The organism is Mesorhizobium sp. M0621, assembly GCF_040320745.1.
GTDB lineage: Bacteria > Pseudomonadota > Alphaproteobacteria > Rhizobiales > Rhizobiaceae > Mesorhizobium.
In genome coordinates this window covers 1-24,731 of the sequence record NZ_JAMYQF010000028.1, presented here as the reverse complement: position 1 = coordinate 24,731, position 24,731 = coordinate 1, and the positions used below count along the sequence as shown (strand labels likewise).

General features: G+C 59.8%; 19 protein-coding genes and 1 tRNA gene. 8 read left to right on the top strand and 12 right to left on the bottom strand.

What is annotated here, in order from left to right:
* The first annotated feature begins 545 nt into the window (after window positions 1-545).
* Window positions 546-1,529 (top strand): AAA family ATPase, encoded by a 984-nt coding sequence (locus tag NKI38_RS19525; RefSeq protein WP_352659822.1) that lies wholly within the window; start codon window positions 546-548, stop codon window positions 1,527-1,529.
* Between the two features lie 6 nt (window positions 1,530-1,535).
* Window positions 1,536-4,046 (top strand): S8 family peptidase, encoded by a 2,511-nt coding sequence (locus NKI38_RS19520; protein WP_352659821.1) that lies wholly within the window; start codon window positions 1,536-1,538, stop codon window positions 4,044-4,046.
* A 293-nt stretch (window positions 4,047-4,339) separates the two neighbouring features.
* Here the strand turns inward: NKI38_RS19520 and NKI38_RS19515 are convergent, their stop codons facing one another.
* The 5 genes from NKI38_RS19515 to NKI38_RS19495 all read right to left on the bottom strand — a co-directional run bounded on the left by NKI38_RS19515 (window position 4,340) and on the right by NKI38_RS19495 (window position 14,415).
* Complete coding sequence (locus tag NKI38_RS19515; protein WP_352659820.1) at window positions 4,340-7,459, bottom strand: sacsin N-terminal ATP-binding-like domain-containing protein; 3,120 nt, start codon at window positions 7,457-7,459, stop codon at window positions 4,340-4,342.
* A gap of 7 nt (window positions 7,460-7,466) precedes the next feature.
* On the bottom strand, window positions 7,467-10,679 hold the full coding sequence (locus NKI38_RS19510; protein ID WP_352659819.1) for a DEAD/DEAH box helicase: 3,213 nt from the start codon (window positions 10,677-10,679) through the stop codon (window positions 7,467-7,469).
* Window positions 10,676-11,215: an RNA polymerase sigma factor gene (locus tag NKI38_RS19505; RefSeq protein ID WP_352659818.1), complete on the bottom strand. Its 540-nt coding sequence runs from the start codon at window positions 11,213-11,215 to the stop codon at window positions 10,676-10,678. The genes NKI38_RS19510 and NKI38_RS19505 overlap by 4 nt, the downstream gene beginning before the upstream one ends.
* Window positions 11,216-11,681: 466 nt before the next feature.
* Window positions 11,682-12,845: a hypothetical protein gene (locus NKI38_RS19500; protein ID WP_352659817.1), complete on the bottom strand. Its 1,164-nt coding sequence runs from the start codon at window positions 12,843-12,845 to the stop codon at window positions 11,682-11,684.
* Between the two features lie 1,033 nt (window positions 12,846-13,878).
* The gene (locus NKI38_RS19495) at window positions 13,879-14,415 is read right to left on the bottom strand and encodes a hypothetical protein (protein ID WP_352659816.1); all 537 of its coding nucleotides are present in this window, start codon (window positions 14,413-14,415) and stop codon (window positions 13,879-13,881) included.
* 186 nt (window positions 14,416-14,601) lie between these two features.
* Between NKI38_RS19495 and NKI38_RS19490 the strand changes: the two genes are divergently transcribed.
* The gene (locus NKI38_RS19490; RefSeq protein ID WP_352659815.1) at window positions 14,602-15,471 is read left to right on the top strand and encodes a hypothetical protein; all 870 of its coding nucleotides are present in this window, start codon (window positions 14,602-14,604) and stop codon (window positions 15,469-15,471) included.
* Between the two features lie 214 nt (window positions 15,472-15,685).
* Here the strand turns inward: NKI38_RS19490 and NKI38_RS19485 are convergent, their stop codons facing one another.
* The 5 genes from NKI38_RS19485 to NKI38_RS19465 all read right to left on the bottom strand — a co-directional run bounded on the left by NKI38_RS19485 (window position 15,686) and on the right by NKI38_RS19465 (window position 19,117).
* Window positions 15,686-16,471 (bottom strand): abortive infection family protein, encoded by a 786-nt coding sequence (locus NKI38_RS19485; protein WP_352659814.1) that lies wholly within the window; start codon window positions 16,469-16,471, stop codon window positions 15,686-15,688.
* A 242-nt stretch (window positions 16,472-16,713) separates the two neighbouring features.
* Window positions 16,714-17,343, bottom strand: coding sequence for a hypothetical protein (locus NKI38_RS19480; protein ID WP_352659813.1), 630 nt, complete (start codon window positions 17,341-17,343; stop codon window positions 16,714-16,716).
* Window positions 17,318-18,244: a hypothetical protein gene (locus tag NKI38_RS19475; protein ID WP_352659812.1), complete on the bottom strand. Its 927-nt coding sequence runs from the start codon at window positions 18,242-18,244 to the stop codon at window positions 17,318-17,320. Before NKI38_RS19475 ends, NKI38_RS19480 begins: the two co-directional genes overlap by 26 nt.
* A 3-nt stretch (window positions 18,245-18,247) precedes the next feature.
* The gene (locus NKI38_RS19470; RefSeq protein ID WP_352659811.1) at window positions 18,248-18,580 is read right to left on the bottom strand and encodes a hypothetical protein; all 333 of its coding nucleotides are present in this window, start codon (window positions 18,578-18,580) and stop codon (window positions 18,248-18,250) included.
* A 306-nt stretch (window positions 18,581-18,886) separates the two neighbouring features.
* Window positions 18,887-19,117 (bottom strand): helix-turn-helix domain-containing protein, encoded by a 231-nt coding sequence (locus NKI38_RS19465; RefSeq protein WP_352659858.1) that lies wholly within the window; start codon window positions 19,115-19,117, stop codon window positions 18,887-18,889.
* A 193-nt stretch (window positions 19,118-19,310) separates the two neighbouring features.
* Between NKI38_RS19465 and NKI38_RS19460 the strand changes: the two genes are divergently transcribed.
* The gene (locus NKI38_RS19460) at window positions 19,311-19,952 is read left to right on the top strand and encodes a hypothetical protein (RefSeq protein WP_352659810.1); all 642 of its coding nucleotides are present in this window, start codon (window positions 19,311-19,313) and stop codon (window positions 19,950-19,952) included.
* Window positions 19,953-20,785: 833 nt separating this feature from the next.
* Here the strand turns inward: NKI38_RS19460 and NKI38_RS19455 are convergent.
* Window positions 20,786-20,860: transfer RNA gene (locus NKI38_RS19455), tRNA-Gly, on the bottom strand.
* Window positions 20,861-21,119: 259 nt separating this feature from the next.
* Here NKI38_RS19455 and NKI38_RS19450 point away from each other — a divergent pair.
* The 4 genes from NKI38_RS19450 (at window position 21,120) to NKI38_RS19435 (ending at window position 23,924) form a co-directional block, all read left to right on the top strand.
* Entirely contained in the window at window positions 21,120-21,617 is a 498-nt protein-coding gene (locus tag NKI38_RS19450; protein WP_352659809.1) for a prolyl-tRNA synthetase associated domain-containing protein, read from the top strand.
* Window positions 21,618-21,701: 84 nt separating this feature from the next.
* Entirely contained in the window at window positions 21,702-22,703 is a 1,002-nt protein-coding gene (gene trxA, locus NKI38_RS19445; RefSeq protein WP_352659808.1) for a thioredoxin, read from the top strand.
* 203 nt (window positions 22,704-22,906) lie between these two features.
* Entirely contained in the window at window positions 22,907-23,578 is a 672-nt protein-coding gene (locus NKI38_RS19440) for an LON peptidase substrate-binding domain-containing protein (RefSeq protein WP_352632132.1), read from the top strand.
* A 97-nt stretch (window positions 23,579-23,675) separates the two neighbouring features.
* Window positions 23,676-23,924 carry a Trm112 family protein gene (locus NKI38_RS19435; protein WP_352632134.1) on the top strand — a complete coding sequence of 83 codons (249 nt, stop codon included), beginning with the start codon at window positions 23,676-23,678 and terminating at the stop codon, window positions 23,922-23,924.
* 168 nt (window positions 23,925-24,092) lie between these two features.
* On the opposite strand, the gene NKI38_RS19430 is transcribed toward NKI38_RS19435, so the two are convergent.
* Window positions 24,093-24,731, bottom strand: a 639-nt coding sequence (locus NKI38_RS19430) for an IS4 family transposase (protein ID WP_352659807.1), incomplete at its 5' end; no start/stop codon positions are given.

Below are 24,731 nucleotides of genomic sequence, written 5' to 3'. Positions count from 1 at the left end.
GCGCGGAGGTCGACGCGGTGAGGATGGCCTGCTGCATCCGGATTGCCGGCAAGCACTTACACCAGTGCCGTTCGGCACGAGGTCGAGACAGGCATTTCTTTAGCGGGCCTCCAGCAAACGCTGTTGGAGCAGTGTTTTGCTCGAGACATTCGGCGCTAGCCTCAATTCCAATCGGCGGCAGCCCGCCTTAGCCTGCGCGGTCGGCTTGCGCGGCCCGGAGTGCTTTGAACCTCCTCCATGGGCTCAGCGTTATAGAGTACCGGTCGCGATAGCCATCTTGGTTTGGGGTGATGTAATAAGGCACCATTCCATGTCAGCAGAGGAGCCGCGCCCGCTGATTTCCCGAACGCTGCGATCTAAATGTTGGGAACTATGGCAATGTCGAAATTGATTCGGTCTGTACCCGACAATAGAGTTAACCTGATTTTGGGGACAGGCGTCTATCTCTCGGTTCAGCCGATGAGAGTTCGCGAGGAGATCGCTATGGCGCCAGTTTGGTCGTTTGCTAAAGCTAGGCAATGGCTGCCTCGCCACCTGGTGATCGCGTGACCACCGCTCAGCAGCTCATCGCGCTTTTGAAAAGCCACGTCGAAGGAGATGACGAGCAGTTCCTTACGATCGCGCTTCAAGCTGCTGCGAATGAAGCGCGCAGAGGTCATGGGAACGTTGCAGTGCAATTGCGCGAACTCGTTGACGAAGCCCGAGCGGGCAAAAACCGTGACCGCGCGCGCAAGAACGCACCCGTGCCATTGACCCAGCCGCGGGGCGATCTCGCGGGCCTGGTAACCGTTCGCTACACAGACATCCGGATTGCGAGCATGGTGTTGCCTCCAGGGCTCGACGATCGGTTGAAGAGAGTTATTAGGGAGCAACGGCAGCAGCACAAGCTTCGTGGACATGGTTTGACGCCGCGGAGGAAGCTTCTCCTGATTGGCCCGCCTGGCTCGGGGAAGACTATGACGGCGGCGGCGCTTGCGGGCGAACTGCATATCCCGCTCTTCACCGTCCAACTCGACGGGCTGATGACCAAATTCATGGGTGAAACCGCATCGAAACTGCGGCTCGTATTCACGGCGATGGCTGAGACGAAAGGCGTCTATTTCTTTGACGAGTTTGATGCCATTGGTGCGAAGCGTGCTGAGCGCAACGATGTCGGAGAAATCCGCAGGGTATTGAACTCATTTCTTCAGTTTCTCGAAGAGGATGAAAGCGAGGGGCTTGTCGTCGCGGCGACCAATCATCCGGAATTGCTTGATCCTGCGCTCTTCCGTCGCTTTGATGACGTCATCGAATACGCTCTTCCAACGAACGAAGTGGCGGAGAAGATTCTGCGGGCTCGCCTCTCGACCTTCGATACGAAGGGACTGGATTGGACAGCCGCAGTAACCGAGGGTGCGGGCCTCAGCCAAGCCGAGATGTCGCGAGCAGCCGCCGACGCGGCGAAGCTGGCGGTTCTTGATGATCGCAAGCGGATCACGCTTGACGATCTGGTCACCACGATTGCCGAGCGCAAGGGGGCGACGCTGTAGTCATCGATGGCCAATGAAGCACCTAGACCGCTTCCGCATGTCTACCTTCCAGACCATGGCGACATCCAGGACTATACGTCGCATGGCGGCGGCGGCGACAAGTCAAAACCACCGACGCGAGACCGGGTTCGACATGCCGAACAATTGACGCGTGTGCTCACCCAAGCGGTGGCCAACGCCGAAGCACAGTTAAAGGCACGCGATCGAGCGCTTGCTGGCGGAACACCTGGATTTTACCTTGAGTTCGAACTGCCTGCGTCTCAAGCCGCCATCGTCGACAAACTCGAAAATCGACAAGGAAAGTTTCCAATCGAGCTTGTGAACGTCAGACCAATTGAGGGTCGCGGGGAGGCGGTTGCTGCAACGGTTTTCGTCCCAGAAAAGCAGCGGGAATACTATCGTAAGAAGGTTGCACAATATCGCGACGAAGACCGCATAAAGCGCTCCGTAGTCGATGGCCAGGTTGTCGAGACGAACAACGGACCACGCAACGAACTCCTGATTGCATCATTGGAAACAGCACGGCTCGCCGTGGCCCGATCGCTCTATACGGATGACCCGGCGTTCTTTCCGGATCCCGGGGTCGTTGCATGGTGGGAGATTTGGCTGCGCTTCGGGACCCGACAAACATTCGAAGCGGCAGCGCGCCACCTCGATCTACCTGTCCGTGAGCACGCTCTGACCTTCCCTGAAAGGGAGGTGCTTATCGTGTCATCGACGGCCGAAACGCTCGGGCGGATAGTCGCACATATCGATTCAATCGCCGAGCTTCGCATGGCTCGGGACACGCCCGCGTTCTTCACCGAGATGGATGGAGCAGAACAGCGCGCGTGGGTCGCCGAGACCGTCGACCGGATTACCGCTCCCGCTGACGATGCCCCAGCGGTATGCCTTCTGGATTCAGGCTCAACGCGCCGGCATCCGCTCATCCTGCCTGCCCTGGCAGAACGAGACCAACAAGCTTTTGATCCGGACTGGTCGGTAGAAGACATCAGCAATCAAGGGCATGGGGGCCACGGCACGCAATTGTCCGGCATTGCACTTTATGGCGATCTCGTCGATTTGCTGGCTGGCGAGGGACCGGTGCCACTGACGCATCGACTCGAATCCGTGAAGGTTCTGCGCGACCACGGTGCAAACGACCCCGATCTCTATGGGGCGATCACTGCGCAGTCCATCGCGCGAGCGGAGATAGCGGCGCCGCAGCGGCCTCGTAGCATTTGTCTCGCCCTCACCAGTGAAGGTGATCATTGGCGCGGACGGCCATCCTCCTGGTCAGCCGCAATTGATGCGCTGGCTTTCGGGGCCGACAACGCACCGCGATTTATCGCGGTGTCTGCCGGCAACATAAGAGACAATTTTCATCGCAACGACTACCTCAATCGTAACGACACCACGCCGATCGAAAACCCCGCTCAGGCATGGAATGCGCTCACGGTTGGAGCCTTCACGGAAAAAGACACCATAGTCGATCCCACCTATCACGGTTGGACCGCGATGGCCTCCGTCGGCGATCTCATGCCACGCAGCCGGACATCGGTGAGCTGGAACCGTGAATGGCCCCTCAAGCCGGATGTCGTTTTTGAAGGCGGGAACCTTGGCGTAGATCCGGGAACGGGCCTGGGGGACCACGTCGATGATCTGGCGCTCCTTACGACGTACCGAATCCCCGAGAACCGGGCCTTCACGACAACGGGCGAAACGAGTGCGGCGACCGCGTTGGCAGCCCGGATGGGGGCCCAGATTCTCGCCGAACGTCCGGCGCTATGGCCCGAGACTGTTCGGGCGCTGGTCGTGCATTCTGCCGAGTGGACCCCGGCAATGCGTCGTCATCTCGGCGCAATTAACAAGACCGCCCTTTTGCGGCGTTACGGTTTTGGGGTGCCCTCGCTCGTTCGGGCTCTTGGCAGCCTCCGGAACGATGTCACGATGGTCGTCGAGCGCACAATGCAACCTTTCCAAAAGGTGGGCAGTGATGTCGAAACGAAGGATATGGTGCTGCACGAGTTCCGCTGGCCTGTCGCCCAGTTAGAGGCCTTGGCTGAACGACGCGTGCAGCTTCGGGTGACATTGAGCTACTTCATCGAACCCAATCCGGGCGAGCGTGGACAATCCCGTCGACACACGTATGCGTCTCACGGCTTAAGGTTTGCGTTGAAGCCCGGCGATGAACGCGTGGATGTGTTCGTTCGTCGCGTCACAGCCGATGCAGGCCCCAGGCCTCCGAAGCGCGCTTCAGATACAGGCTGGGCCGTTGGTCCTGTGCTGCGCAATCGAGGGTCACTGCACGCCGACGTTTGGGAAGGATCCGCTGTGGAGTTGTCGCAGCGCAACGCCATAGCTGTGTTTCCGACTGGCGGCTGGTGGCGAGAAAACCCCGGCAAGGGTCGCACCGACCGAGAAATCCGATACAGCCTCGTGGCGACATTGCGTACCGCCGAAGATGTGGATCTCTATACTCCGATTGCTACGCCGGTGGAGGCGCCTGTGGCCGCTGAGGTAGAGATCGAGGTCTGATGGGCCTTTGTCGGCAGGGAATGTGACCGAACAGATCCGCTGCGTTTAGCGGATACCCCTTGCAGCTTCGACAACGGTGTTGATTGCGATCAACTCTATTTCGGACAGCCGAGCGGCGAGCGTTGGGAAGGCAATGGCCTGCGCCGTCTTGGCCTCAAGACCATTAAGAACATGGCGGTCCACTTCTGCTAGGAACTCGGTGTACAGGCGAACAGCTCTCAGTGCCCCGCGAGCTATAGCTCTACCCAGTGGCCGCTCCTTCGGATGTCAGGGACAGACTTGCGATTCTAACCCTATGGCTCGTCGGCCACGAGCGGTAAGGTTGCGCCAACGACCGCAGGTGCATTCGGGGTCGTGACCCCAAATATTGTACGCAGGTCATCGAAATGTACCTGGACGAAACGGAGCCGTGTGGCTTCCCCGGCCAAAACGATGCTTAGTTCGGGTAGCTCGGCATTTTCAATCCCCTCGCCGATTTCGGCGTCCGAAGTGCCGTTGGCATGCTGCCACTTGGCGCAACACGTTGGACACAGGGCAAGATGATTTTCGGTCAACTCGGCCGATGATGATTGGAGCAGCTCCGGTGCCTCGAAATACGGCGTCCCATCCTCTAATCGAAACGGCATCTCGAGATGACAGGCTTGGCAAATCATCTCGCCGTCAGGATTGGTGTAAAGGTCCCGCAGATAGGGACGGGCGAGCTGCCGCACCTCTTTGTCGGTTGTGCGAACACTCCTGCTCCGCGTTTCATAAACCTTGGTGGGCGCGGCGCTCGCTCGCTCCACGAGGCGCTCTGCGCGCCGCTCGGGATTAGGGGCCTCGCGTTCAGGAAACACAGGTGTCGTGAACGCCCCGCTTGCTATTCGTTGCAGCATTTCGCTGCCAAACGTCCTGAGGGCATCAGGCGACAGGGAAGCCAACTGATCAGCAAGTTCCGCCGGCAAACCTATCGATTGCGCGGCCTTTCTACGGACCTGACTTTGCTCCGAGCGCTGGCGGTATTCTGAGGCGAATCCAATGGCGTTTAGCCAGGCGTCGTTGCCCGCTGTCGAAAATCCTGCGGCCAACTCCGGCGTCGTGATCGCGCTTGGGCGCCTCAATGAGCCATCCTTTGCAGGGATCCACTCCGCATCCTTGAGGCACAGCGCCAAGGTAGATGGGGCTCTATGCGGTTCGTGAGCTTGATTTGGTGCGTAAGAAGCCTGCATGACATAGCCGCCGACAGTCGCGATTGCCTTCCAAATCAGCCTCGATATTTCTGGATTCCGCTTGGCGGTCAGTTCAGTAAGCTGGAAGATCGTGTAGTCGTCATTCACTCCGGTGTGTGTCGCTCTGCTCTGACCGAACCCATAGACCAAACTGCTGTACTGAGGATGGCTATATGAGATTCCTGTCCGAAGAATCGTCAGCGCCTGTTCCACACCTGCCTTCCTCAGAAGAGCCAGTAGGTCGGCCCGCTTGAGTTTCGAATAACCATTCCAAAGGGGGAGGCGGTCGCGCCCTTTCACGCCGCTGCTATAAATGATTGCCAGACTGCCGTCGGCATAAGGCCGATCAAGAAACATGCGGCCGGCCTTGTGGTAACCTTCCGTCCCTTCAGCACGGAGGAAAGCGACGTCGTCGAAAAGCCGGCAGTCCCCACTTTGTGCATACCAACGTAGGAATCGGCGCATGTGCTGGAGGTGGCGCTCGTTGCTGGGAGGGCGCACGCCGTCGCCATAGTTCGCCCGGAGGATTGCGGTGAGGTAATCCCGCTCGCCAATTTCCTTTACGCCGGCTTTCTTGAGGAATTGCTCGACGTCCTTCCCGCGCGCGCGGCCAGTTCGGGTCAGAGCGGACCGAACCAGAACGAGGCCATGGGCGGCCGCCTCCTCATCAAGCGGTGTATCAGAGGGTGGCAGCAGCGCCTCTGCCGGACTTGCCCGCGTCCCATCCTCAAGCCGAACAAATGTGAGATGGGTCATCGCTGTTGGAGACTTCTGAGCACGCGTCGCCGAGTCGGCGAGAAGGTACAGCCGCTGAACCTGGTCATCTGGCAATGCATCAAACCACGCCTGCGCCTTGGTGCTCGTAGCAATATCGGCTGGATACCACGATCGGCCAAAGGCGCGTTGAAAGGCGGCGAGAAATTCGCTGTAGCCCCATTCGGTCAGTCTCAACGTCGCCAAAAAGGCGTCGGTACGGCTATTGCGCATGCCACTCCCGACCCAGCGTTTGTCTGGCATGCCGCCAAAATTTGCGAGGCCTTCGTCGCTGAGAAGATCTCGTATCTCAGAGGCGCCACGGACAGCCGTCCGTGCAGACACATGCCCGCCGGTAAAGGCGGGGAGGAGGGCGTGCTCCTGGAAAGTCTTTACGACTGCCGCCAGTAGCGGCTGCCACGGCTCGGGCAAGTCGTCGCCGGCGTTGGGCATCACTTCCAAGAAACTGCGTTTGATCAGACCGCCATCGCGCAGCATGGGGAGACTCTCGGCGAGGAGCGTCGACACTTCGCCGATCAGCAAGGTGTTCCACGGATCGTCACGCTTGATGTTCGCGCGATTGTCGGTCAGCTGGAACGGTCCATGCACTTGGAAATGCAGGCCCGTCGGCTCTTCGGTCTCGAAGAACACGGCCAGGCGTGTAGTTGCCGCCTCTGGCACGATGTCGCCGCCGTCATTAAGTCGCATCGCAATTTTCACAGAATAGCTTCGAGCGTCGTCCTTACGATGAACGGGGCGGCTAAGCATGATGAAACGATCGGCTTGTACGGGTTTCGCACCCAGGGTCGAACGCAAGATCCGTAAACCACCTTCGCCGTCTTCGACGACACATTGGGATGAATTCGATCCGATGACCCATTTGAGAAGGGTCAAATTTTGAAGAAAAAGAAGACTGCGCGGCCCGGCCTTGTCGAGCGCATCGCGTACTCTGTCGAGGATCGCCGCCGCCTTGTCCCGCAGCAATGGCAGGACGATGCGCGTTGTCGAGGCGGTGTGTGACGTTGCAATTAACTCGGGAACGACCAGATCCCGTATCCCAAAGGCGATCGGCATTCCTTCGGTCGTGCAATGGACCTCAGGTCGCTCGGTGACGACATAGACCGATTTGAATCCGATGCCGAAGCACCCGATCTTGTTCGCTTCCTCGAGTTTCGTGGTGTTGCCAATCCCAGTAATTCCCTCGATGTCGTCTCGGTCGAACGGCTTGCCATTGTGCTCGAAGACAATTGTGCTGGGCTCTAGGTAAAAGCACGCTTGAGTAGCGCCCTCATCCTCGGCATTTTGGAGCAACTCGAAGATAAAGTGAGACGGATCGGCATATTTCTCGACCGTCGCGTTCCAGATGCCTCGGTCAAAATCATTCTCGTGGCTCGCATCGACCCAGCGTTGCCGCCTCTCCCGCAGCTCATGCAGCCATGCTTCGAAGCTCATTGTCATCTCAACCCTCCACCCGAATGATGCCGGCCGCGACGCGGCGGGGAAGTATATCTGCGCGGGCCTCGTCGCGCGCCAGCCTTGCAAGGGCTTCGCGATGATCTGCCATGGCGCGGTCGATTTGTCCTGTCCGCATCCGGCGAATACGCTCCTCATTGGCGCGGCCACGTTGCTCATCGAGAATTGCCATTCGCGCGCTGTAGCTCGCCTCGAGGCTGTCGCGACGGAACCGCGCTATCTCAGCGGCCTCGGCAACATGTTCGGCGCGGCGTGACACCCACAGATCATGATGCCACCCGTCGAGTGCCTCGATCGTGGACAACGAGGGCGGCGGTAGGTCGGTTACGTCCCGCGCGGCAGCGAGCACATCCATGAAGACCCGCGAGACTTCCGGATCGGCTACGACGGGCACGAGCATCGCGTCCTCCTTCAACCCTGACAACTGCCACTGATAGATCGCGAACGGATACTCACCCGGCGACAGGCCCGGTAGCGACGCCGCAAGAGATATCTGAAGCTCCTCATCAGCAGCGACACCGCGCGCAGCTGCCTGCGTTAAGGGGTGGACCGGCGTTATGAAGGCAAGCGATCGATCGGCATTGGCCGTATCCCGCTCGAAGGTGAGGCCGAGCATCGGTTGGTCACCTCGTAGCCAGGTTTCCCACTCTCGGTCAGCAAGGCTCGGTCGCATGCCTCGCGTTCGAGCAGGGATTAGCCGACGTCGAGCCTCCGCCGAAAGCCGAAGCGTCTTCGCCGCTCCTTGCCCGAGGATGGGATTGCGGCCGACCTCCAGCGTGCGCTCCAGATGAATGCCGACAAGCCTTTCCAAAGCCGATGGCTCCAGCCAACGACTGGACGCTTGCGCTATGTCGTCATCTATCCTGTTTCGGGCAACGCGAACGCCGAACAATTCGGCCTCCCGTTCCTCGAGTGCCTCGGTTTCAGCGATCTCACGGATTTCATTGTCCGCCAATTGCTGCAGCCGATCGTTGCGCTCGTCCTCGGTAAGTGAAAAGTCCTCCGCAACCTGCTGCAGTCGGGTCGCGATCTCGCCTAGGATCGCCTCGCTACCGCCGATCGCCCGCTCGAAAATGCCGATCCGCAAAAGGCAGCGGCTGTAAATGTCGAAGTCGACCGTGCCCGGCGTGACAAGATTGTAGATCGCCACTGTCTCGCTGCTCTGGCCGTAGCGATCGATGCGGCCGATTCGCTGTTCGATCCGCATCGGATTCCAGGGAATGTCGTAGTTGACCAACCCGTCGCAGAATTGAAAGTCGAGCCCTTCCGAACCAACTTCCGACGACAGCAAAACGTCGATCGCGCCGGGATTCTCGGGCGGCAAGGCAAATGCTCGCCGTAATGCACGGCGGTCGTCATCACTGACGTCGCCGTGGATCAGTCCCACGCGCACGCCGTGTGACCGCATCGCCGCCTCGAGATAGGCAAGCGTATGGCGAAAGGCGCTGAACAGCAGCAGCCGACGGTTGGCCATTTCGCCTTTTTGCGCGACGATCGCCAGCAGCCGGTCTAGCTTAGGGTCCTCGGCGGGAAGCGCGCGAGCGTGCGTCAGCACCATAGCGATCTCGGCACGGATATCATCGACACCTGTGTCAAGCAGCTCTACGCCGTCGTCGTCTATCTCGGCACGCTCGATTTCCGAAAGGCGGCGGGTGAGGATAGTTTCGAGAAACGGTACGAGCCCGTGCAGCGAACTCGCCGCCTGCCGACGGATCGTCGTCATCAAGAAGCCAAGCGGCCCTGAACCATGAGTGCGCGTGTACACCTCGCGCTGTACCCTGAGAACGGCATCATGAACAGCCTGTTGCGCTGGCGTGAACGGCACCGAAACCGTCTGCGGCTTTCGAGTGGTGAAGGCGCCGATATCGCGCCGTCGCGTCCGGCTGATCAGCGAAGCGAAGCTGTGCAGGCCTTCGGCGCGGTGCACAAGCCGAACACGCGCTTCGTCATCGTTCGCGTCGCCGATAGCTGCGGTCAGCGCCCTATACTCTGGTGCCGGTGCCAGCATGGCCTGGCCCCAGTCGGTCGCGGCCGCCTCCGAAAGATTGTCGAGCGCGACTGCTTGCCAACCATCCTGTCCGGCGCGGATTACCGCGATGGCGGCGTTGATAGCTGCGTTTGGCTGCGCCATTCGTTCGAATGTGGGCTTGTCGATGACGAGATCTGGGCGAAGCAGGTTCAACAGCGAGAAGAGGTCGTTCGTCCCCAACTGTACAGGCGTCGCAGTGATAAGCACTACGGCTTCGGCATTGTCGGCCAGAAGCTTCAAACCCTGGTGCAGATTGGTCTCGCTGTTCCGCGCGTTGTGAGCCTCGTCGACGATCAGCAGGTCGAAGCGGGGCGGCGAATCAAGCGTGGCCAGCCCTTTCGAGCGTTGCCCACCACGGATAGCATAGCCATTGAGCAGGTTGTCGTTCACGAGTGAGAACGGAAGCACCGCTCGCGCGTACCGCTCGGGCCACTCACCATCCAGGTCAGTTTGATCGATACAGTGTCGTAATTCGCTGCTCGACAGTGTGACGAATTCTTCATCAAATCTGCGCATCTCGCGGTGCCACTTCTCCTCGACAACGAGCGTCTTCGAACAAACGACGAGAACCGACCGCAGCGGCCGCCGTGCTTGGAGTTCGCGCAGCAGCAAGCCGGCCTCGATTGTCTTGCCGACGCCCACCTCGTCCGCCACCAGCAACCGCGGACGATCAGCGCGAATGAACTTCAAGACCGGGCGGAACTGGTAGGGAATGAAATCAATGCGACCAGCTTGCAGCGAATAAAGATTCGCCAAGCTGGGCGCCACGAGCTGGAGGGCCGTGAGGCGAGCGTTCAGTTCGTCTAGCGTGGCGCGGATCATCCGCGGCGCGATCTCGGCAGGCGCGAGCTGGCTCGCGTAGAGTGTCTCCATGCGACCTTCAATAAAGACGCCATAACGCACCTCGCGATTGCTCGGCGTCATCGAAATAACAACCCCAATTCGGCTCGGGTCCGAACGCAGCGCGACTGTTTCGCCAATCGTGAAACTCACACGGTCGGTCTGCTCTGCGGCCGCGATCCGATCGGCGATCATTGCTCGAACCTTGCGCTCTAGAGACGCGACATTGACGCCGTGCTCGTTGGCGACGCGCATGATTTCATCATCGCTCGCGTCGAGAATTCCTTCAGCGATCAGCGCCAGAGCGCGTTCGTCTGTGGCATTGCTCATGTCGTCCATCCTGAATTGAACATCTTGAATAAATGTCGGATCATCCGCCGCCGAGCGGTGTCGTAACTGGTCGCGTCGATGCGAAGGGCGGCCTGAGCTTCGTCACGGTCGCTATCCGCGAGAATATGCTCCATTATGTTCCGCGCCTGCGGATCGTCACCAAGCGCCAGTCGCATACGAGAAAGCAAATCGCTCAGTTCGTGATCAGCAGGCGGGCTCTCCTCCATCTCGCCCGACGCCCCCTCTGTGTGATCGAGGATCAACGTCTCACGTATGTCTTCATGCCGCCATTGGCTTGCAATACTTCGCATCACGCCGTTGAAAAATGCGGGCATCGCGACGTCGCTTGGCCAAGGGCGCCGACCCGAGAGAACCCGATCAAAGGCCTCGTTGAGCAGATCGTCCGCGTCTCGCCGGTCGAGGCCGCGGGCCCAGTTTCGCGCCAACACCGACAGACGCACGATGTCCGCCTGCCTCAGGCGGTCTAGTGCGCGACGAACCTCGCCGAGGGAAAGATGGGCCTGTTCGTCGTCCATAGCCGGTTGTCAGCTCCTTTCCTCACAGTGCGCGGCAGCGCGGGGATTTGGGAAGGTGCTACGAAAAAAATGTGCAGCGTCAGACTCGGCTTCGTCGCCATGGCTGAAATGTTTCGCCGCGCTAGGTGCTCAGCGACTGGATCCGCGGAACGCCGGAGAAAGTGGGGCAAAGCCATTCAAGGCCAAGGCTTATCCGCGCGACGATCCCGATCCCGCCGCGCAATCGTCTAGACTGAAGATACGAGGCGGTTTCGTGCGGACGCGCTGCCCGTGTTCCAGCGCATGTGCAAGCTCACCGGGATATTTGCATTCTTCGATCGTCATTTGCGCGACTGAAAATGCTATGGTGAAAACCCCGTAGAATAAGATCCATGGCGTCGCGCGTCTCTTCACTTCGCTACTACATCGCTACCTGCGATGTTCGCCCACACCCGGGCAGTCGGTCAGAAAGGCGTAGGTCGACTTACTATTGCGACGGCTCGTTGAGATGCGTTAAAATCTGACCAGACCGCACTGGATCGATCCTGTCTGCTTCTGCCAGTGCCCAACGTTGCCATGCTTCCAGTGCCGAAGCATCGATATCAGCCGAGCCTTCATCGATCGCGCGACGGACGCGCTCAACAAGTGCACGGATATCTTCGGCTTGGCGTAATAGCTCACCGCTAGTCCGGAGGTTTTGCAGGCGCTTTTGGTTAAGTTGAACCAGCCATTCCTGGCGCTGCTTCTCCTTTTCAATCCGCTCCCGCTCTGCACGCTCCTCTGCTTCCCGCAGGCCAAAGCGAAACTTTTTCTCGCCCGCCACGATGATTGCAGCCGCGATCTCAGCAATCTTTGACTCAAGCTTGGCGTCACCGTCATCCTGCCAAGAAACTGTATTCTTGCGGTCGAAAGCCGGATCGATCCGCAGGGCAAGCGGGGTCGATGCTGGCAGGTCTGGCGCCGGCCGCAGGTACCCATGCTGACGCACGGTGCGGTGGCTGCCGACTATTCCAATGTCCAAACCAAGATAGGAATCGCCGATGGCTGCTCGCGCGTATATTTCTCCATTCTGCTCGTAGGCATCACCGTCATGGCCGCGCTTGCTGAGCGCCAAAAACAACGCATTGAAGATTTTCAGCCGCCGCTTGCCCAGTGGATTGTCGAACTTGGGTTCGTCAAAGGTCCACTCGCGTCCTGCATTTTTGTCGCGGCGACGCTGGTCCTGCTTGAGTATTTGAACGAGCCCTTTGTGAGGCCTGTCCAACGTCTGCGGGACGGGCACTTTGCCAATCGCCTGCAACTCCTGTGCATGGAGTTCGTCGAGGTCTTCTGGAACCAACGCGGATGCAAATGGACCACTGGATGGAAGAGGGGCTGCAATCGTCAGCACATTTTTGAAGCGGGCGTCGACACTTGCTCTGCCCATTTCACCGGGTCGCCTCGGTCGCGCTTTTGGTATTTGTGGCACTCTCTTTCCGGCACGAACTTTGTTCCAATATCCCTGCGGCGGTGACGCGACTCCACATCGCGTCAGCAGCTTCTTCAGCCCGACGTCGGACAGTTCGAGCTTCGCCGCCAAGTCCCGCATCGGCGCAGACCAAGCGAACGCAATCAGATCGTCAGGCAACACAAGGATGTCTTTCTGCCACACGTCGGCTTACCTCCATTTGTTCGACCAGGCCGCTTCTCACACGTCTTCGCGGTGTCGATATGACAGGCCGGCCAGTGCCATATAAGGTCAAATCTGACAGCTCCAACGTACCCTCGATCGTTCCAGGGAATGCGCTTTCGTTATCAAAGCGGCTGCAGATCGGCAGTAGCTGAAACACCGGCTCAGTGAGCGTCAGCGCGATATTTCGGAAGGCATCTGTTTCCTTTCGTAGTCCCTCGCGCAACTGGAGGCAGCCGGACATTGCCGCGTGGCAGAGGGAGGCTTGGCGCTATCGAGTGAGGGCCGCGAAAAACGACCGAAGACCGATGGCAAGATAAAAGGGAGCACATTGCGCTGCGGTTGGGTCTTTGTTTTTCAATGGGTTACGAGGTGATTTCGCAATGTGCGCATGTTTACCGCACCTTGCGACAATCGCGATTTCTCAGCGATTTCCGAGGCTTAGTGCAACGTGCGCTGCCTGGGCCTGGACTTGAGGAGTTCGCGGCCCGGAAGGGGCGTGATCGGAGACGACTGCTGAGATAACCACCTCGTCAACCTGGTCTGCGGTGGCTCGCTGTGGAGTGGCAGGCACGGCAGCCGCGGCGGTCTTCGCCTCTGCCCGGGAGCCGACGTCGCCGGCGTCGGCCGTATGATGGCGGCCGACCGCAGGCTTGTCGGCTGGCGCCATACTCCGCACTGCGGATGCATAGGCTTCACGGCCCCAACGGAAGCGTCCGGTCGCGACAAGCCTGCCCGATCCCAACCCCTGGTCGGCCGGGCGAGATCCGTCTTCTCGAGGATCGAGAATGAATTCTCCGGGCGACATCGAGCCCGGGGCGGGATGTCGGAGCGCCTCTTAGCCGACGCAAGCGACCGGAGGGCGGTCCGCGGCTGGCACACGAGCGCCAGTTGATCGGCCAGGGCTGGCGAAGAGGCTGTGCCGGACACTGAACTGGGCGCTGGCTTGGCAGGCGATGACGCACAGCCCTGGGGGTATGCACCTCCAATAGTTTTTATCGAAACGAGTAACCGCTCAGGTTTTGTCGGCCGATTTAGGCAAAAGCGTTTCCAACTTATCTTTGAAGTCCGCCGATGCCTTCAGCTCGCGGTGCAGTTTGTCCAGACCTTTTGGCCTTAGGGTCTCGCAGTGGTTCTTTGTCGAAGCATCGAATATGCGTCCGGTGAGTATGTCGATTTTCAATCCGCGCTCGTAGTCGTGACCGTGGAGGGGTGACGGGAAGTTATCGGCATCATTTTTGTGGAAGCGCCACTTGTAGCCGTCGCCCTTGAAGGTCTTCTCGTCGAGACGACGCATGACGCCACTCAGAATCTCGACATCATCCTCGTCAGATTGGAGGACGAGCAGGACCTCAGGTGCGACGTCCTTGTATTCCGGGAGCTGCTTCAGCCCGTTCACAAGATCGATGACGGGCCGGAACCAATTCTCGCCGTTGACGGCATAGCTGAAGTTGATGGTTACGATGTGCTGGCCGTCGCGGTACTCGTGATTGGCGATCGTCTCGCCGTCGAAGACGAGCTTGCCGTTGTCTAGGGTGAGCGTTTTGGACATTTAGCCATGATAGGCATCCGAAACCGTTCAGAAAAGCCGGTCAGCACATCCGTGCCGCCGTGCAAGCGGCGAGTTCGAGGAGGTTCTCCGCAAGGCTTGGGCAAAGCCGTAATGTTGTCGGATTGGTGATGGCACTGTGGCGACCTGCAGGATCCGTCGCCGCGCGACTCTTCGGTCAGGTCACAGATGAAGAAGCCTTCTCCACAGCCGACCTATCACGACGCCATGGAGATGTTGCTCCAGGCGATCGACGCAGCTCTGATCTCATCCGACCACCCCATATTCAAGAAGGAGGACGACAAGGAGTTCTACGAGACCCAGCTCATGTTCTCGTACCGGAAGCAGCAGGCCGCTCAGCATCACATCGACAACGTCGACACCATGCTGAAGACGGCGAAGGCGGATGCCGTTAAGCGAGCGAAAGCCGCGGCGGCCAAGAAGCATCCCGACAACGTCGTGGCGTCATCGGCCTCGGTGACGTGGTCCTCGGAAGCCTACATCCATGAGCTGTCCGCCTTCCTCGCCGCGATCAGGTCCGGGCTCGATTTCCTCGCCGTCGCAGCGGGTCGCAGCATGAAGGGCATGACCAATCCGTCTATGCACACCCTGGAGGGCGTCGAACCGAAGCCGCATCACGGTCCGGCTATCCACGTCGTCAAAGCCCACGCGTCCTGGCTCAAGGAGCTCCGCGAATACCGCGACGAAGTCGTCCACCGCGTCGTAGTCCAAGCCCCGACTTCGGGCTGGCTGGTGTCCAAGAAGGGGAAGACATCGACAGTCATCATCCCTGTCGTGGTTCCCCGAACGACACCGAAGCGTGGCTACGATACCCGACGCTCCAGGGCGTTAGAAACCGATCTCCCCGTAGGTCTGAGCCGGTCCGAATGGCACGCATCCGTTGGCTACGACGATGGCACAACAGAGGTCGTCGAGCACAAAATCCGCTACGAGCCCGCCGATGGATATATCCCGATTGCCAAGTTCATGGCGCGTCACAACGCGGAATATCGGAAGTTCTCTGCCGAGATGTTTGCGGCGATCGCGACCGTGTTGTGACCGCGCCTTATGGAAGTCCTATCACGAGCAGGCAGATTGCAAACATGACGGCCGTCACCGCTTCGATCCAAGCAGATCGTGTTCAGCCTCCTTCCAACTGATACAAGCGAACCATTCATCTCCCCGCCAGCTGGATGGCTCCAGAAAACTTTGGCTATGCTAGCAAGCCGACTGACATATGGCGCCTGGCTCTGGGTGGCCATTGCGGCCCCGATCAGTCCTCGAATGACCGACCGTCGACCGCCTTGATGAACCGCAGGAATGCAGCAATGCTGTCAAAGATGAAGCGCGCCTCATCGGGTTGGATCAGATAGGGATTGTCGTGTGCCAACGATTTGTTGTTCCGAATCGTATTGAACGACTCGAAAGCGCTGATTGAGCTTTTGATTATGCGCTCCGACATCTCGGTCAGGTTGCGCTGCGCAGTAAGCAGTTTAACGTATCGACCAGCTCTGGCGTGCAGCGCATCGTTCTCCCCGCACTCGCCACCATCATGCTTGCGCACGAGTGAAGCGAACCGCTTCATGCAGTAGGTGTGCAGACGGTCAAGTCCCGCTTGGGGCTTTTTCGCATCGAGATCACGACGGATCGACGCAATTAGCTCGTCCAGCGTTTGACTGGGCTCGAACGCCTCAAATGCTGATGCGTCGATGTGATCGCTTGCGCCTTCAAATATCGCGACGACGGTAAAGTAGTTGTCTCTGATGCCGACGCTCGGCCACGACAAGGACTCGCGGTACTCCCATAGCTCGCGCAGCCCCTTCGCAACTACGCCCGCAGGCGCCCTTTCGATGAACGAGCGGAGCCGCTTGGCCTTGGATGTTCCCCTGCCGTCGAAGAGGTTCGAGACAGAGGTGTCGATGCCTAACTCTTCGAAGAAGAAGTCTGCAAAGGTTCGGTCGTTAAAATCAAGGACGTAACCAGTATCCATAGCGAGCGCCTTTTCGAACGGATCGCGTAGGCGTCTAGGGATCAACTGCTCGTAGGTGCGTGACATCATGGATGACGCTTAGGCCGGGTTGGGACTGGTCGCAAGATCGGCACGGCCTGTTCTTGACGTCTTTCCCGGCGTCTTCTTCGTTGCGGTCCGTGGAAGGAACAATCATCCACGTCGTCCAAATTACGCTGTTTCGTCGCGTCGGCTTAGCGTCTGCAAATCGGCCACTCGGACGCTGAGAGCCGCCCGCCCGTTTTCGCCCCACAGGAGCCTCTTCTCCCGGCAGCGACTTGTGGACGACGGCGTCATGGGTACGATCGCAGCATTCCCTCAAACCCCGCCATCCAGTTGGGATTGATCTCCATCCGGAAGACTTGCGAGCGCGTCGAGCGCAGAAATTCCACGAAGGCGCCGTCGCTGCCGTCGCGCAGCACGCTGGCGCGGCTAAAATAGTGTTTGGGCCGCGTCTCGGTCGCCACGAGTTCGGCCATATCCTGAAGGGCATGGGCAAAGCCCATCAAAACTGGGTCGCCTTCAGCCTCAGCGCCGCCCCAGGCGAAATGCTCGTCCGCCCGGTAGTAGGCTTCGCCGAAGCCCCGATGCGCTTCGGCGACGATCAGCCCACCCGCCAGCAGCGGCCCCAGCTTTTTGATACGCTCCGCTGCCTGCACATGCTGGCCTAGGGTCCCAAATAGGCCGACTTCGATTCCGCCACGAGCCGCGACTGCCGACCGCAATCCATATTGCTCGAGCCGCCCTTCGCGCCCGAGCGTCTCGTAATGCTTGAGCACTACGGGATCGAAGCTCTTCCAGAAGGCGCGAATCGGCTCCGCAACCAGAGTCTCGCCGTCGCGAATGCCCCGAACTAGTCGCACTAGCATCAGCTGACGGGCAAATAGGTTGGTTCCTTCATGGGCGATCGCGGCACGTTTCATGCCGCGGGGCAGACGGGAGGAGCCGGCGAAGCATCATTAGCATTTCGGTGTATTCGAGTGCCATGAAAAGGATACGAAACAACGTATCCGCCGAGATATTGGCTTCGATCGCAGCGTCGCTTGCTGCTAGCAGGCCAAGCCCGTCGGCTTGGATCTCACCAGTCAGCCGCGCTATCATCGCGTGCATCCGCCGCCCCATCTTGCTGCCGAGTGTGGCGACGCCATTGGGCCGACCATTGTCGTCGAACTTCTGGAGGGTCTCGGGCAGGAGGAAGCGTTCGCGCTTGGGACCATCGCTGCTGTTGTCGAAGCGGAGTTCTTGATATCGGTTCGCAATCCAAGCGAACATCTCGAAGGATGGTGCTTGCTCGGCCTGTTGCAGGATATGCGCGACTTCGTGGCCGGCGATGAAGCTGAGGAGCAATTGAGCTTCCAAGATAGCGACGAGCTGCTCGTCGAAATATTTGGGCCGGGGGACGACACTGCCCGCCCCCTGATCTGCGCTGTAAGCTGCGAGGCGCGCATTGGCGCGCTCGGTCATCGCGGCAGCAAGGGCGAGATCCCCGTCGTCATAGAGCGCCTCTGCCGCCCGGACAAGAAATTCTACATGTGAGATGATCGGCCGTTCGCCCCAGAAGCCACGCAATAGTAGTAGCTCGAGCGCATTGGCCTGCTCGATGTCGATGAAGGCGACATGCGCACCCTCGTAGCTCATAACTACACTCGACCATTGCATAGTGCTGATTGGCACCAAGGCGAAGTGGTCGAGCGTCCAGGAATAGTGGTTCGCAAGGAAACCGCGCAGGCGATGGAGTGCAGCGCGATGGGAGGCGGTAACGCGTCCTGCCGGCGTGCGGCCCAGGCGCTGCTTGATTATCTGCCAAGCCGGACGGGGGATCATGCTTCAGTCCTTGTCGCGCGCGTCTAGCAGCGCGAGGACCTCCTTTACCTGCGACGGCTTGAGATTCTTGAAGCGGACCTTCTCTCCATCTTTTTCATATTCGAATTCGCCACGCGATGTGATCAGATAGGTAAGCGAGGCAGTCACTAGCGGCACTAGAATCGGCTCCAGCTCCAGGACCCACTGGACAAGGTTTGCGCCGTCAAAGTTGCCGACCTCGATTGGATCACCCAGATCGTTTTGGAGATCGAGCGCGTCGGCGAGCCTGAGTTCCTTCCAGAGTTGCTGAAACTCGCCAGCATGGTCGGTGGGAATGCTGATCGAAATGGTCGCCATGGTCGTCCTCCTTTTGTAATCGCCGTGGTGGATCAGCGGCGCGAGACAGTCAATCGGTCGCGTGCCTCTGGTCGACCTGGAAATCACCTGAAAGTTGGGTCGAGTGGTGACAATTGACCGGGACCAGTCGGCAGCATCTCGGTTTAAGTGATGAGCGGCTGACCTGTCGGCGGCGCTTGGAACCTGCAGGGCAGAAAACGGCCCAATGCTAAAGGTTCTATTTTGCCTACAATGTCAGGAACAATCTAAACGCTCGATGAGCTGGTCGATTGCGCTGTCGCTCGAGAGCGGTAGACTATCTACTAATCATCCGCCATCAAATGGACGGGCAAGCCTTACACCTGGGCCGCCGCCATTTGCTGGAATAAACTCGATGCCGGCCGCCTCAAGTGCATTGCGAATCGCTTTTTGATTCGCCGCGGTGATAGACGGTATGCCGTCGTCGGATTCCGCGCGCCTAACGGTCGCCACCCCCACGCTGGCGGCATTTGCCAGATCCTTTGCGCTCCAACGCACCAACGCACGCGCCGCTCGCATCTGTGCGCCTGTGATATCTTTCGTATCATGTGATTGCAAAGTGATCTCTGAACTGCTAGGTGATAACAGACTGCTCGCGAGCCGTCTGCAGTGTCCCAAGTCCTGCACGTACTGGCTGCGCGTAAGTACGGCAGGGCGACGTGCGACTACACATAGCCCAGCCTAACCACGCCAAGCCTGTTGGAGCTCGGACATGGGCGATTCCGACAATAGCACGCCTTTGCCGTTCGTCACGAGCGGGAAGGAACTTGCGCGAACGGCAAATGTAGAGCTGCGACCGCCGTCAACCGAGTTTGCGCGACACGACTTGGAAAAGGACCGAACTTCCGATCCCGCGGTAACGGTGTGGCGCGAATGGCAGGACGCCTTCAAATTGACCGAGCGGCTGTGCCGTGAGCAACAACGCTTAGAGCGAAAGCTCGCCGAAACCATCGGTTTTCCGAGTGCGACAATACTCTCGAATGGTGAGAGTGTGACACTGCATTCACTGAAGGAAATTCGTGAATCATTAGGCGTCGACCCCATCGACGCAGCGGTTCGCGCGAAGGCTGAAGCTGACTTCGCGGCCCATCAGGCGCGCTGGGATGCCGCCGACAGGGAAATAGGGTATTCCGCCGCGATGCGTGCTGAGCACGAGGCGGCTAATCGAGCGGAGGCCTTGCTCAAAGAATTGTCTGAAACGCCTGCCACTACCCTTGCCGGCGTAGGAGCCAAGCTTGATGCTGTGCTTAAGGAAGGTCAGTCGTCTGAGGACGCTGCCGAGTTTCCCTGGCCCCAAATCCGCTCGGTCATTGAGGATATCGCCCGGATTAGCAGGCAGCGAGAGCCGGGTTGAAGGCGTCTATGCCCTTTCGCGCAAGTCTGTAAGTCCCCAAGCATTCGGAAATTTGCTGAGTTCCTGTCAGCACACCGCGACAGACTCACATTCCGGGGAGTGACAGATGCAAAAGCGAGAAGCCTCGTCGGAATCGAAACGGCCTGCTCCTGTTGCGGTATGGATAAAGCCTAAGCTTACGAGCCCTCATCCTGCTGATCAGCATGTCGGCAGGCAGATCACAGCTGTTCGTGCCCAATCAGATTTTTGCGGGCTCAGCTTGCTCGATCCAACGGCATCAGATTTCTGCAGCTCCAGAAATACGAGAACGCTAAGAACCGCGTGAGCGCATCGATGCTCTACGAGATCTCCACATCACTTGGCGTTCCCGTCAGCGCTTCGTCGAAGGCCTGCCGGGCAACAAGACCACCCGGGAAACTCGACCTCTGCCGGTAGACGAGCGCATAGACTTCTTCGCCAGTGCGGAAGGCCGGCGTCTCGTTGAGGGTTTGATGAATCTTAATTCGCGCGTACGCGGCCGGGTGGCGGCCTTGATCGGAAGAATTGGCGGTCCTCGATACGGACCGAGGCAGCGCGGCGACCGAAGAACCGGCGCTGGACGCGCGCTAGACGGCCTAGGCCGACAGGTCGTCACGCAAGCGAATCTGCGTCGCCGCCGATTTCGGCAGTCCGCACGACTATAGACGCAGATGGTTGCTACCGCTCCAGAGTCCGGTTTTTACGATTTCGCCTGTCGTGCTTACAAGGAGCTTACACTACCGGTCCGCAAGTCCATGTAAGCAAGAGGCGCCCCGAAGGACGCCTCTTAGTCGCTTGATTTTCTTAGAGAAAACTGGAGCGGGTGAAGCGATTCGAACGCTCGACCCCAACCTTGGCAAGGTTGTGCTCTACCCCTGAGCTACACCCGCTCGCACGGCGTCTTGGCCGCAAGCCGGGCCTATATGGCTGAAGAGCGCGGCGATTGCAACAGGGAAATCGCAGGCTTTTTTGCAACCGGCAAGCGATGCCGGCAAGCCGCCGGCACTGCGCGGCGGGCATGCGAGTGGTGGGCGGCGGCAGCACCGCGAAGGGCGGTGCCGCTCACAGTGATGTCGCATGACGGTCTTGTGTCGTCCGCCCCATTGGCCGTAAACGGCATGGGCTGACCAACGGGACGAAGACAAACCGATGCCGAAGACCGAAGCCGACCTGATGGCCTTTCTTGCCGAACTCGGGATCATCACGTCGACGAAACGCCATCCGCCTCTCTACACGGTCGCCGATTCGCAGGCGCTGCGTGGTGAAATAGAGGGCGGGCACACGAAAAACCTGTTTTTGAAGGACAAGAAGGACAATTTCTTCCTCGTCACCGTCGGCGAGGATGCGGTTGTCGACCTGAAGCAGATCCACCAGGTGATCGGCGCCGCCAGCCGCGTCTCCTTCGGCAAACCGGAGATGCTTATGGAGCTGCTTGGCGTCACGCCGGGCGCTGTCACGGTCTTTGGCGTCATCAACGATACGGCAAACAGGGTCAAGCTCGTGCTCGACAAGGATTTGATGGAGCATGCGGTGATCAACGGGCATCCGCTGACCAATGAGGCGACGACATCGATCGCCGCAGTGGACCTGATCAGATTCGTCGAGGCAACCGGGCACGATGCTGCTATCTTGAAAGTCTCCGCGTGATCGCCACATGGATGGCTTGAAACCGATGGTCTGAAGGATATGGCGCCGGCTGCCAGCCGGCCGCGCTACGGAAGGGTTAAAGAGATGAGCGACAACAATCCGTTTGGCGGCCCCTTCGGCGGCAATGGCGGCCAGTACACCACATCCGTGCAGTATGGTGGAACCGCGCCGGCGCCGGCGAAGGTCGCGCTTGGCGATGCGCCCACTGCCCCTGCCAATGTCATCAAGGACACGACGACCGCCGCCTTTGCCGCCGACGTCATCCAGGAATCGCGCCGCCAACCGGTGCTGGTCGATTTCTGGGCGCCTTGGTGCGGGCCCTGCAAGCAGTTGACGCCGCAGCTGGAGAAGGCGGTCAAGGCCGCCGGCGGCAAGGTCAAGCTGGTCAAGATGAACATCGACGACCATCCCTCGATCGCCGGCCAGCTCGGCATCCAGTCGATTCCCGCGGTTATCGCATTCAAGGACGGCCAGCCGGTCGACGGCTTCATGGGCGCCATCCCGGAGAGCCAGATCGCCGAATTCATCACCAAGGTCGGCGGCAAGGGCGATGGCGCGCCGCCGGTGGCCGAGGCGCTGGCCGCGGCTGCGGAAGCGCGCGACGCCGGCGACATGCAGGCCGCTGCCGACATCTATGATGCCATCCTGGCGCAGGCGCCGGAGACCGTCGAGGCGATCGGCGGCCTGGGCGAGCTGCTGTTTGAGGCTGGCGACGTGCAAGGCGCCGAGGCACTTTTGGCAACAGCGCCGGAAGCCAAGAAGGATGCGCCGCCGCTGGCCGCCCTGCGTGCCAAGATGGCGGTTGCCGCGCAAGCGGCGGCGCTTGGTAATCCGGCCGAGTTCGAGCGTCGCCTGGCGGAGAATCCCGCGGATCATCAGGCGCGTTTCGATCTGGCCATGATTCAGAACGCCAACGGTGACCGCACCGCGGCGGCCGACAATCTGCTGGCCATCATCAAGGCCGACCGGACCTGGAACGAGGACGGCGCCAGGACGCAATTGCTGCAACTGTTCGAGGCCTGGGGCATGACCGACGAGGCGACGCTTGCGGCGCGGCGCAAATTGTCGGCGCTGCTGTTTTCCTGACCTTGCGGTTGTTTTGCCGCACGGGCTTGGCGTCGGCGATCACCGCGCCAGATTAAAGCATATCGCCCAGAAGTGTTCCCGGCTTTGGGAGAACGATATGCGTTAAAACAAAGAGATAGAGCGATTCAGCGTTTTCGTGAAACGGTGGACGTCCTAGGACGGGGAATTGACGCGCTTCTTGATGGCGCGATCGGAGGAATGAGGTGCAAGCGGGAAACGCGCATTACCGGCTCGCCAAGCATTTGCCGTCGACGATCCCGATCTTTCCGCTCGAGGGTGCGCTTTTGCTGCCGGGAGGCCGCATGCCGCTCAACATCTTCGAGCCGCGCTACCTGCAGATGGTGGACGAGGCCATCACCGGCTCGCGGCTCATCGGCGTCATCCAGCCCAGTCTCGACGGCGCCTTGCGCGACGACGGCGAGCCGGAACTCTGCAATGTCGGCTGCGCCGGGCGCATCATCGCCTTTTCCGAGACCGGCGACGGCCGCTATCTGATTTCGCTGCAGGGCGTGTGCCGGTTCCGCATTACCCGCGAACTGACGGTCAAGACGCCGTTTCGGCAGGCCAAGCTGGCGCCCTTCCTCGCCGATCTCGATGAGGATCAGGCGGCCAACGAGATCGACCGGCCATCGCTGCTCAAGGCATTTCGCGCCTATCTGCAGGCCAACGACCTGGAGGCCGACTGGGAAAGCGTCAGCCGGGCGGAAAATGCCATGCTGGTCAATGCGCTGTCGATGATGGCGCCCTACGGGCCGGCCGAGAAACAGGCTCTGCTCGAAGCGGCCGACCTGAAGACGCGGGCCGAAACGCTGATCGCCATCACCGAAATGGCGCTGGCGCGCGAGAATGAGGATTTTGGGTCGAGTCTGCAGTAAGATGTGGCGATATTCAGGTGAGGCCGGCCTGCAAACGGCGCGGCCTGAGCTGAATCTCAACACATCTTAGGCCCGCAACTGGCTGGAAGTGAATCTTATGGCGGCGGTTGGACGTGACGGGAAGAAGGTCAATGTCGACCCCAAGCTGCTGGAACTGCTGGCCTGCCCGCTGACCAAGGGGCCGTTGACCTGGGATCCGGAGCGCGGTGAGTTGGTCTCGCGGGTCGCCAAGCTCGCTTATCCGGTGCGCGACGGTATCCCGATCATGCTGCCCTCGGAAGCGCGGACGCTGTCCGTGGAGGATGTGCTGGCCCCGCCGCCGCCTCGCCTGAGCGGGCCTTCGTGAATTCGAGCGCGCTGGGGCGCAGAAATTGCCGTGGCTAGCGGGACAGCACCCCCCTCTGGCCTGCCGGCCCCCGCAGGTGGGGAGATCGGCATCTCCTGCGACGCTGGAGATTGGCGAAAGCCGATGAACGCGTAATCTCCCCCCTTGCGCAGGACTGTCCGGGGAAAGTTATTCATATATGAAGGCCATCTGATTGAGGCAGGATCGGTCTCTTGGTCGGCTCGGATTGACCGGCGGCGGCTTATCGATGGCGTGTATTTTTCGCCGCCCGAACAAGTATTGGGCGACCAGCTCTGTGAACCGCAGGATTGGAATGACGACACCTCGGGTGCGCGCGACGATGCGCAGCAGTGCATAGGCGATCATTGCCGCGAAGAGCTGCAGGCGGATTGCATTGCCGTTGTTGCCCAGGAACTTGCCGATCTTGAGGTGCTGCTTGATCCAGCGGAACAGAAGCTCGATTTGCCAGCGGCCTTTGTAGAGCTGCCCGATCTCGACTGCGGAGCGCTCCATGTCGTTGGTCAAAAGCATGATGGTGTCGCCTTCCTGGCGCTGGATGCGCAGGCGCCGCAGGCGTATCGGCAGCTTGCAAGCGCCCTTGCTGACCAGGTTCACCTCACTGTCTTCCAGGACCAGGAAGCCGTCGCCCTGCGGCTCGGCCACGGGGCGGTTGCACACCTGCGCCAGCCCCATGTTGGTCTTGGGCCGCGTCACGAAGACCGACCCGGCCTCGGCGATCGCCGTCCACCAGCCATAGTGGCAATAGCCCTTGTCGAACACATAGGTCGCCGCGGGCTCGATGGTGAT

Bases quoted from the DNA above. Each gene is read 5' to 3' on its own strand.
- NKI38_RS19515 (WP_352659820.1), bottom strand. From the start codon at position 7,459: ATGAGCTTCGAAGCATGGCTGCATGAGCTGCGGGAGAGGCGGCAACGC.
- NKI38_RS19465 (WP_352659858.1), bottom strand. From the start codon at position 19,117: ATGCGAGCGGCGCGTGCGTTGGTGCGTTGGAGCGCAAAGGATCTGGCA.
- NKI38_RS19505 (WP_352659818.1), bottom strand. From the start codon at position 11,215: ATGGACGACGAACAGGCCCATCTTTCCCTCGGCGAGGTTCGTCGCGCA.
- trxA (WP_352659808.1), top strand. From the start codon at position 21,702: ATGAGCGACAACAATCCGTTTGGCGGCCCCTTCGGCGGCAATGGCGGC.
- NKI38_RS19485 (WP_352659814.1), bottom strand. From the start codon at position 16,471: ATGATGTCACGCACCTACGAGCAGTTGATCCCTAGACGCCTACGCGAT.
- NKI38_RS19450 (WP_352659809.1), top strand. From the start codon at position 21,120: ATGCCGAAGACCGAAGCCGACCTGATGGCCTTTCTTGCCGAACTCGGG.
- NKI38_RS19475 (WP_352659812.1), bottom strand. From the start codon at position 18,244: ATGATCCCCCGTCCGGCTTGGCAGATAATCAAGCAGCGCCTGGGCCGC.
- NKI38_RS19470 (WP_352659811.1), bottom strand. From the start codon at position 18,580: ATGGCGACCATTTCGATCAGCATTCCCACCGACCATGCTGGCGAGTTT.
- NKI38_RS19490 (WP_352659815.1), top strand. From the start codon at position 14,602: ATGAAGAAGCCTTCTCCACAGCCGACCTATCACGACGCCATGGAGATG.
- NKI38_RS19510 (WP_352659819.1), bottom strand. From the start codon at position 10,679: ATGAGCAATGCCACAGACGAACGCGCTCTGGCGCTGATCGCTGAAGGA.
- NKI38_RS19460 (WP_352659810.1), top strand. From the start codon at position 19,311: ATGGGCGATTCCGACAATAGCACGCCTTTGCCGTTCGTCACGAGCGGG.
- NKI38_RS19495 (WP_352659816.1), bottom strand. From the start codon at position 14,415: ATGTCCAAAACGCTCACCCTAGACAACGGCAAGCTCGTCTTCGACGGC.
- NKI38_RS19480 (WP_352659813.1), bottom strand. From the start codon at position 17,343: ATGAAACGTGCCGCGATCGCCCATGAAGGAACCAACCTATTTGCCCGT.
- NKI38_RS19435 (WP_352632134.1), top strand. From the start codon at position 23,676: ATGGCGGCGGTTGGACGTGACGGGAAGAAGGTCAATGTCGACCCCAAG.
- NKI38_RS19520 (WP_352659821.1), top strand. From the start codon at position 1,536: ATGGCCAATGAAGCACCTAGACCGCTTCCGCATGTCTACCTTCCAGAC.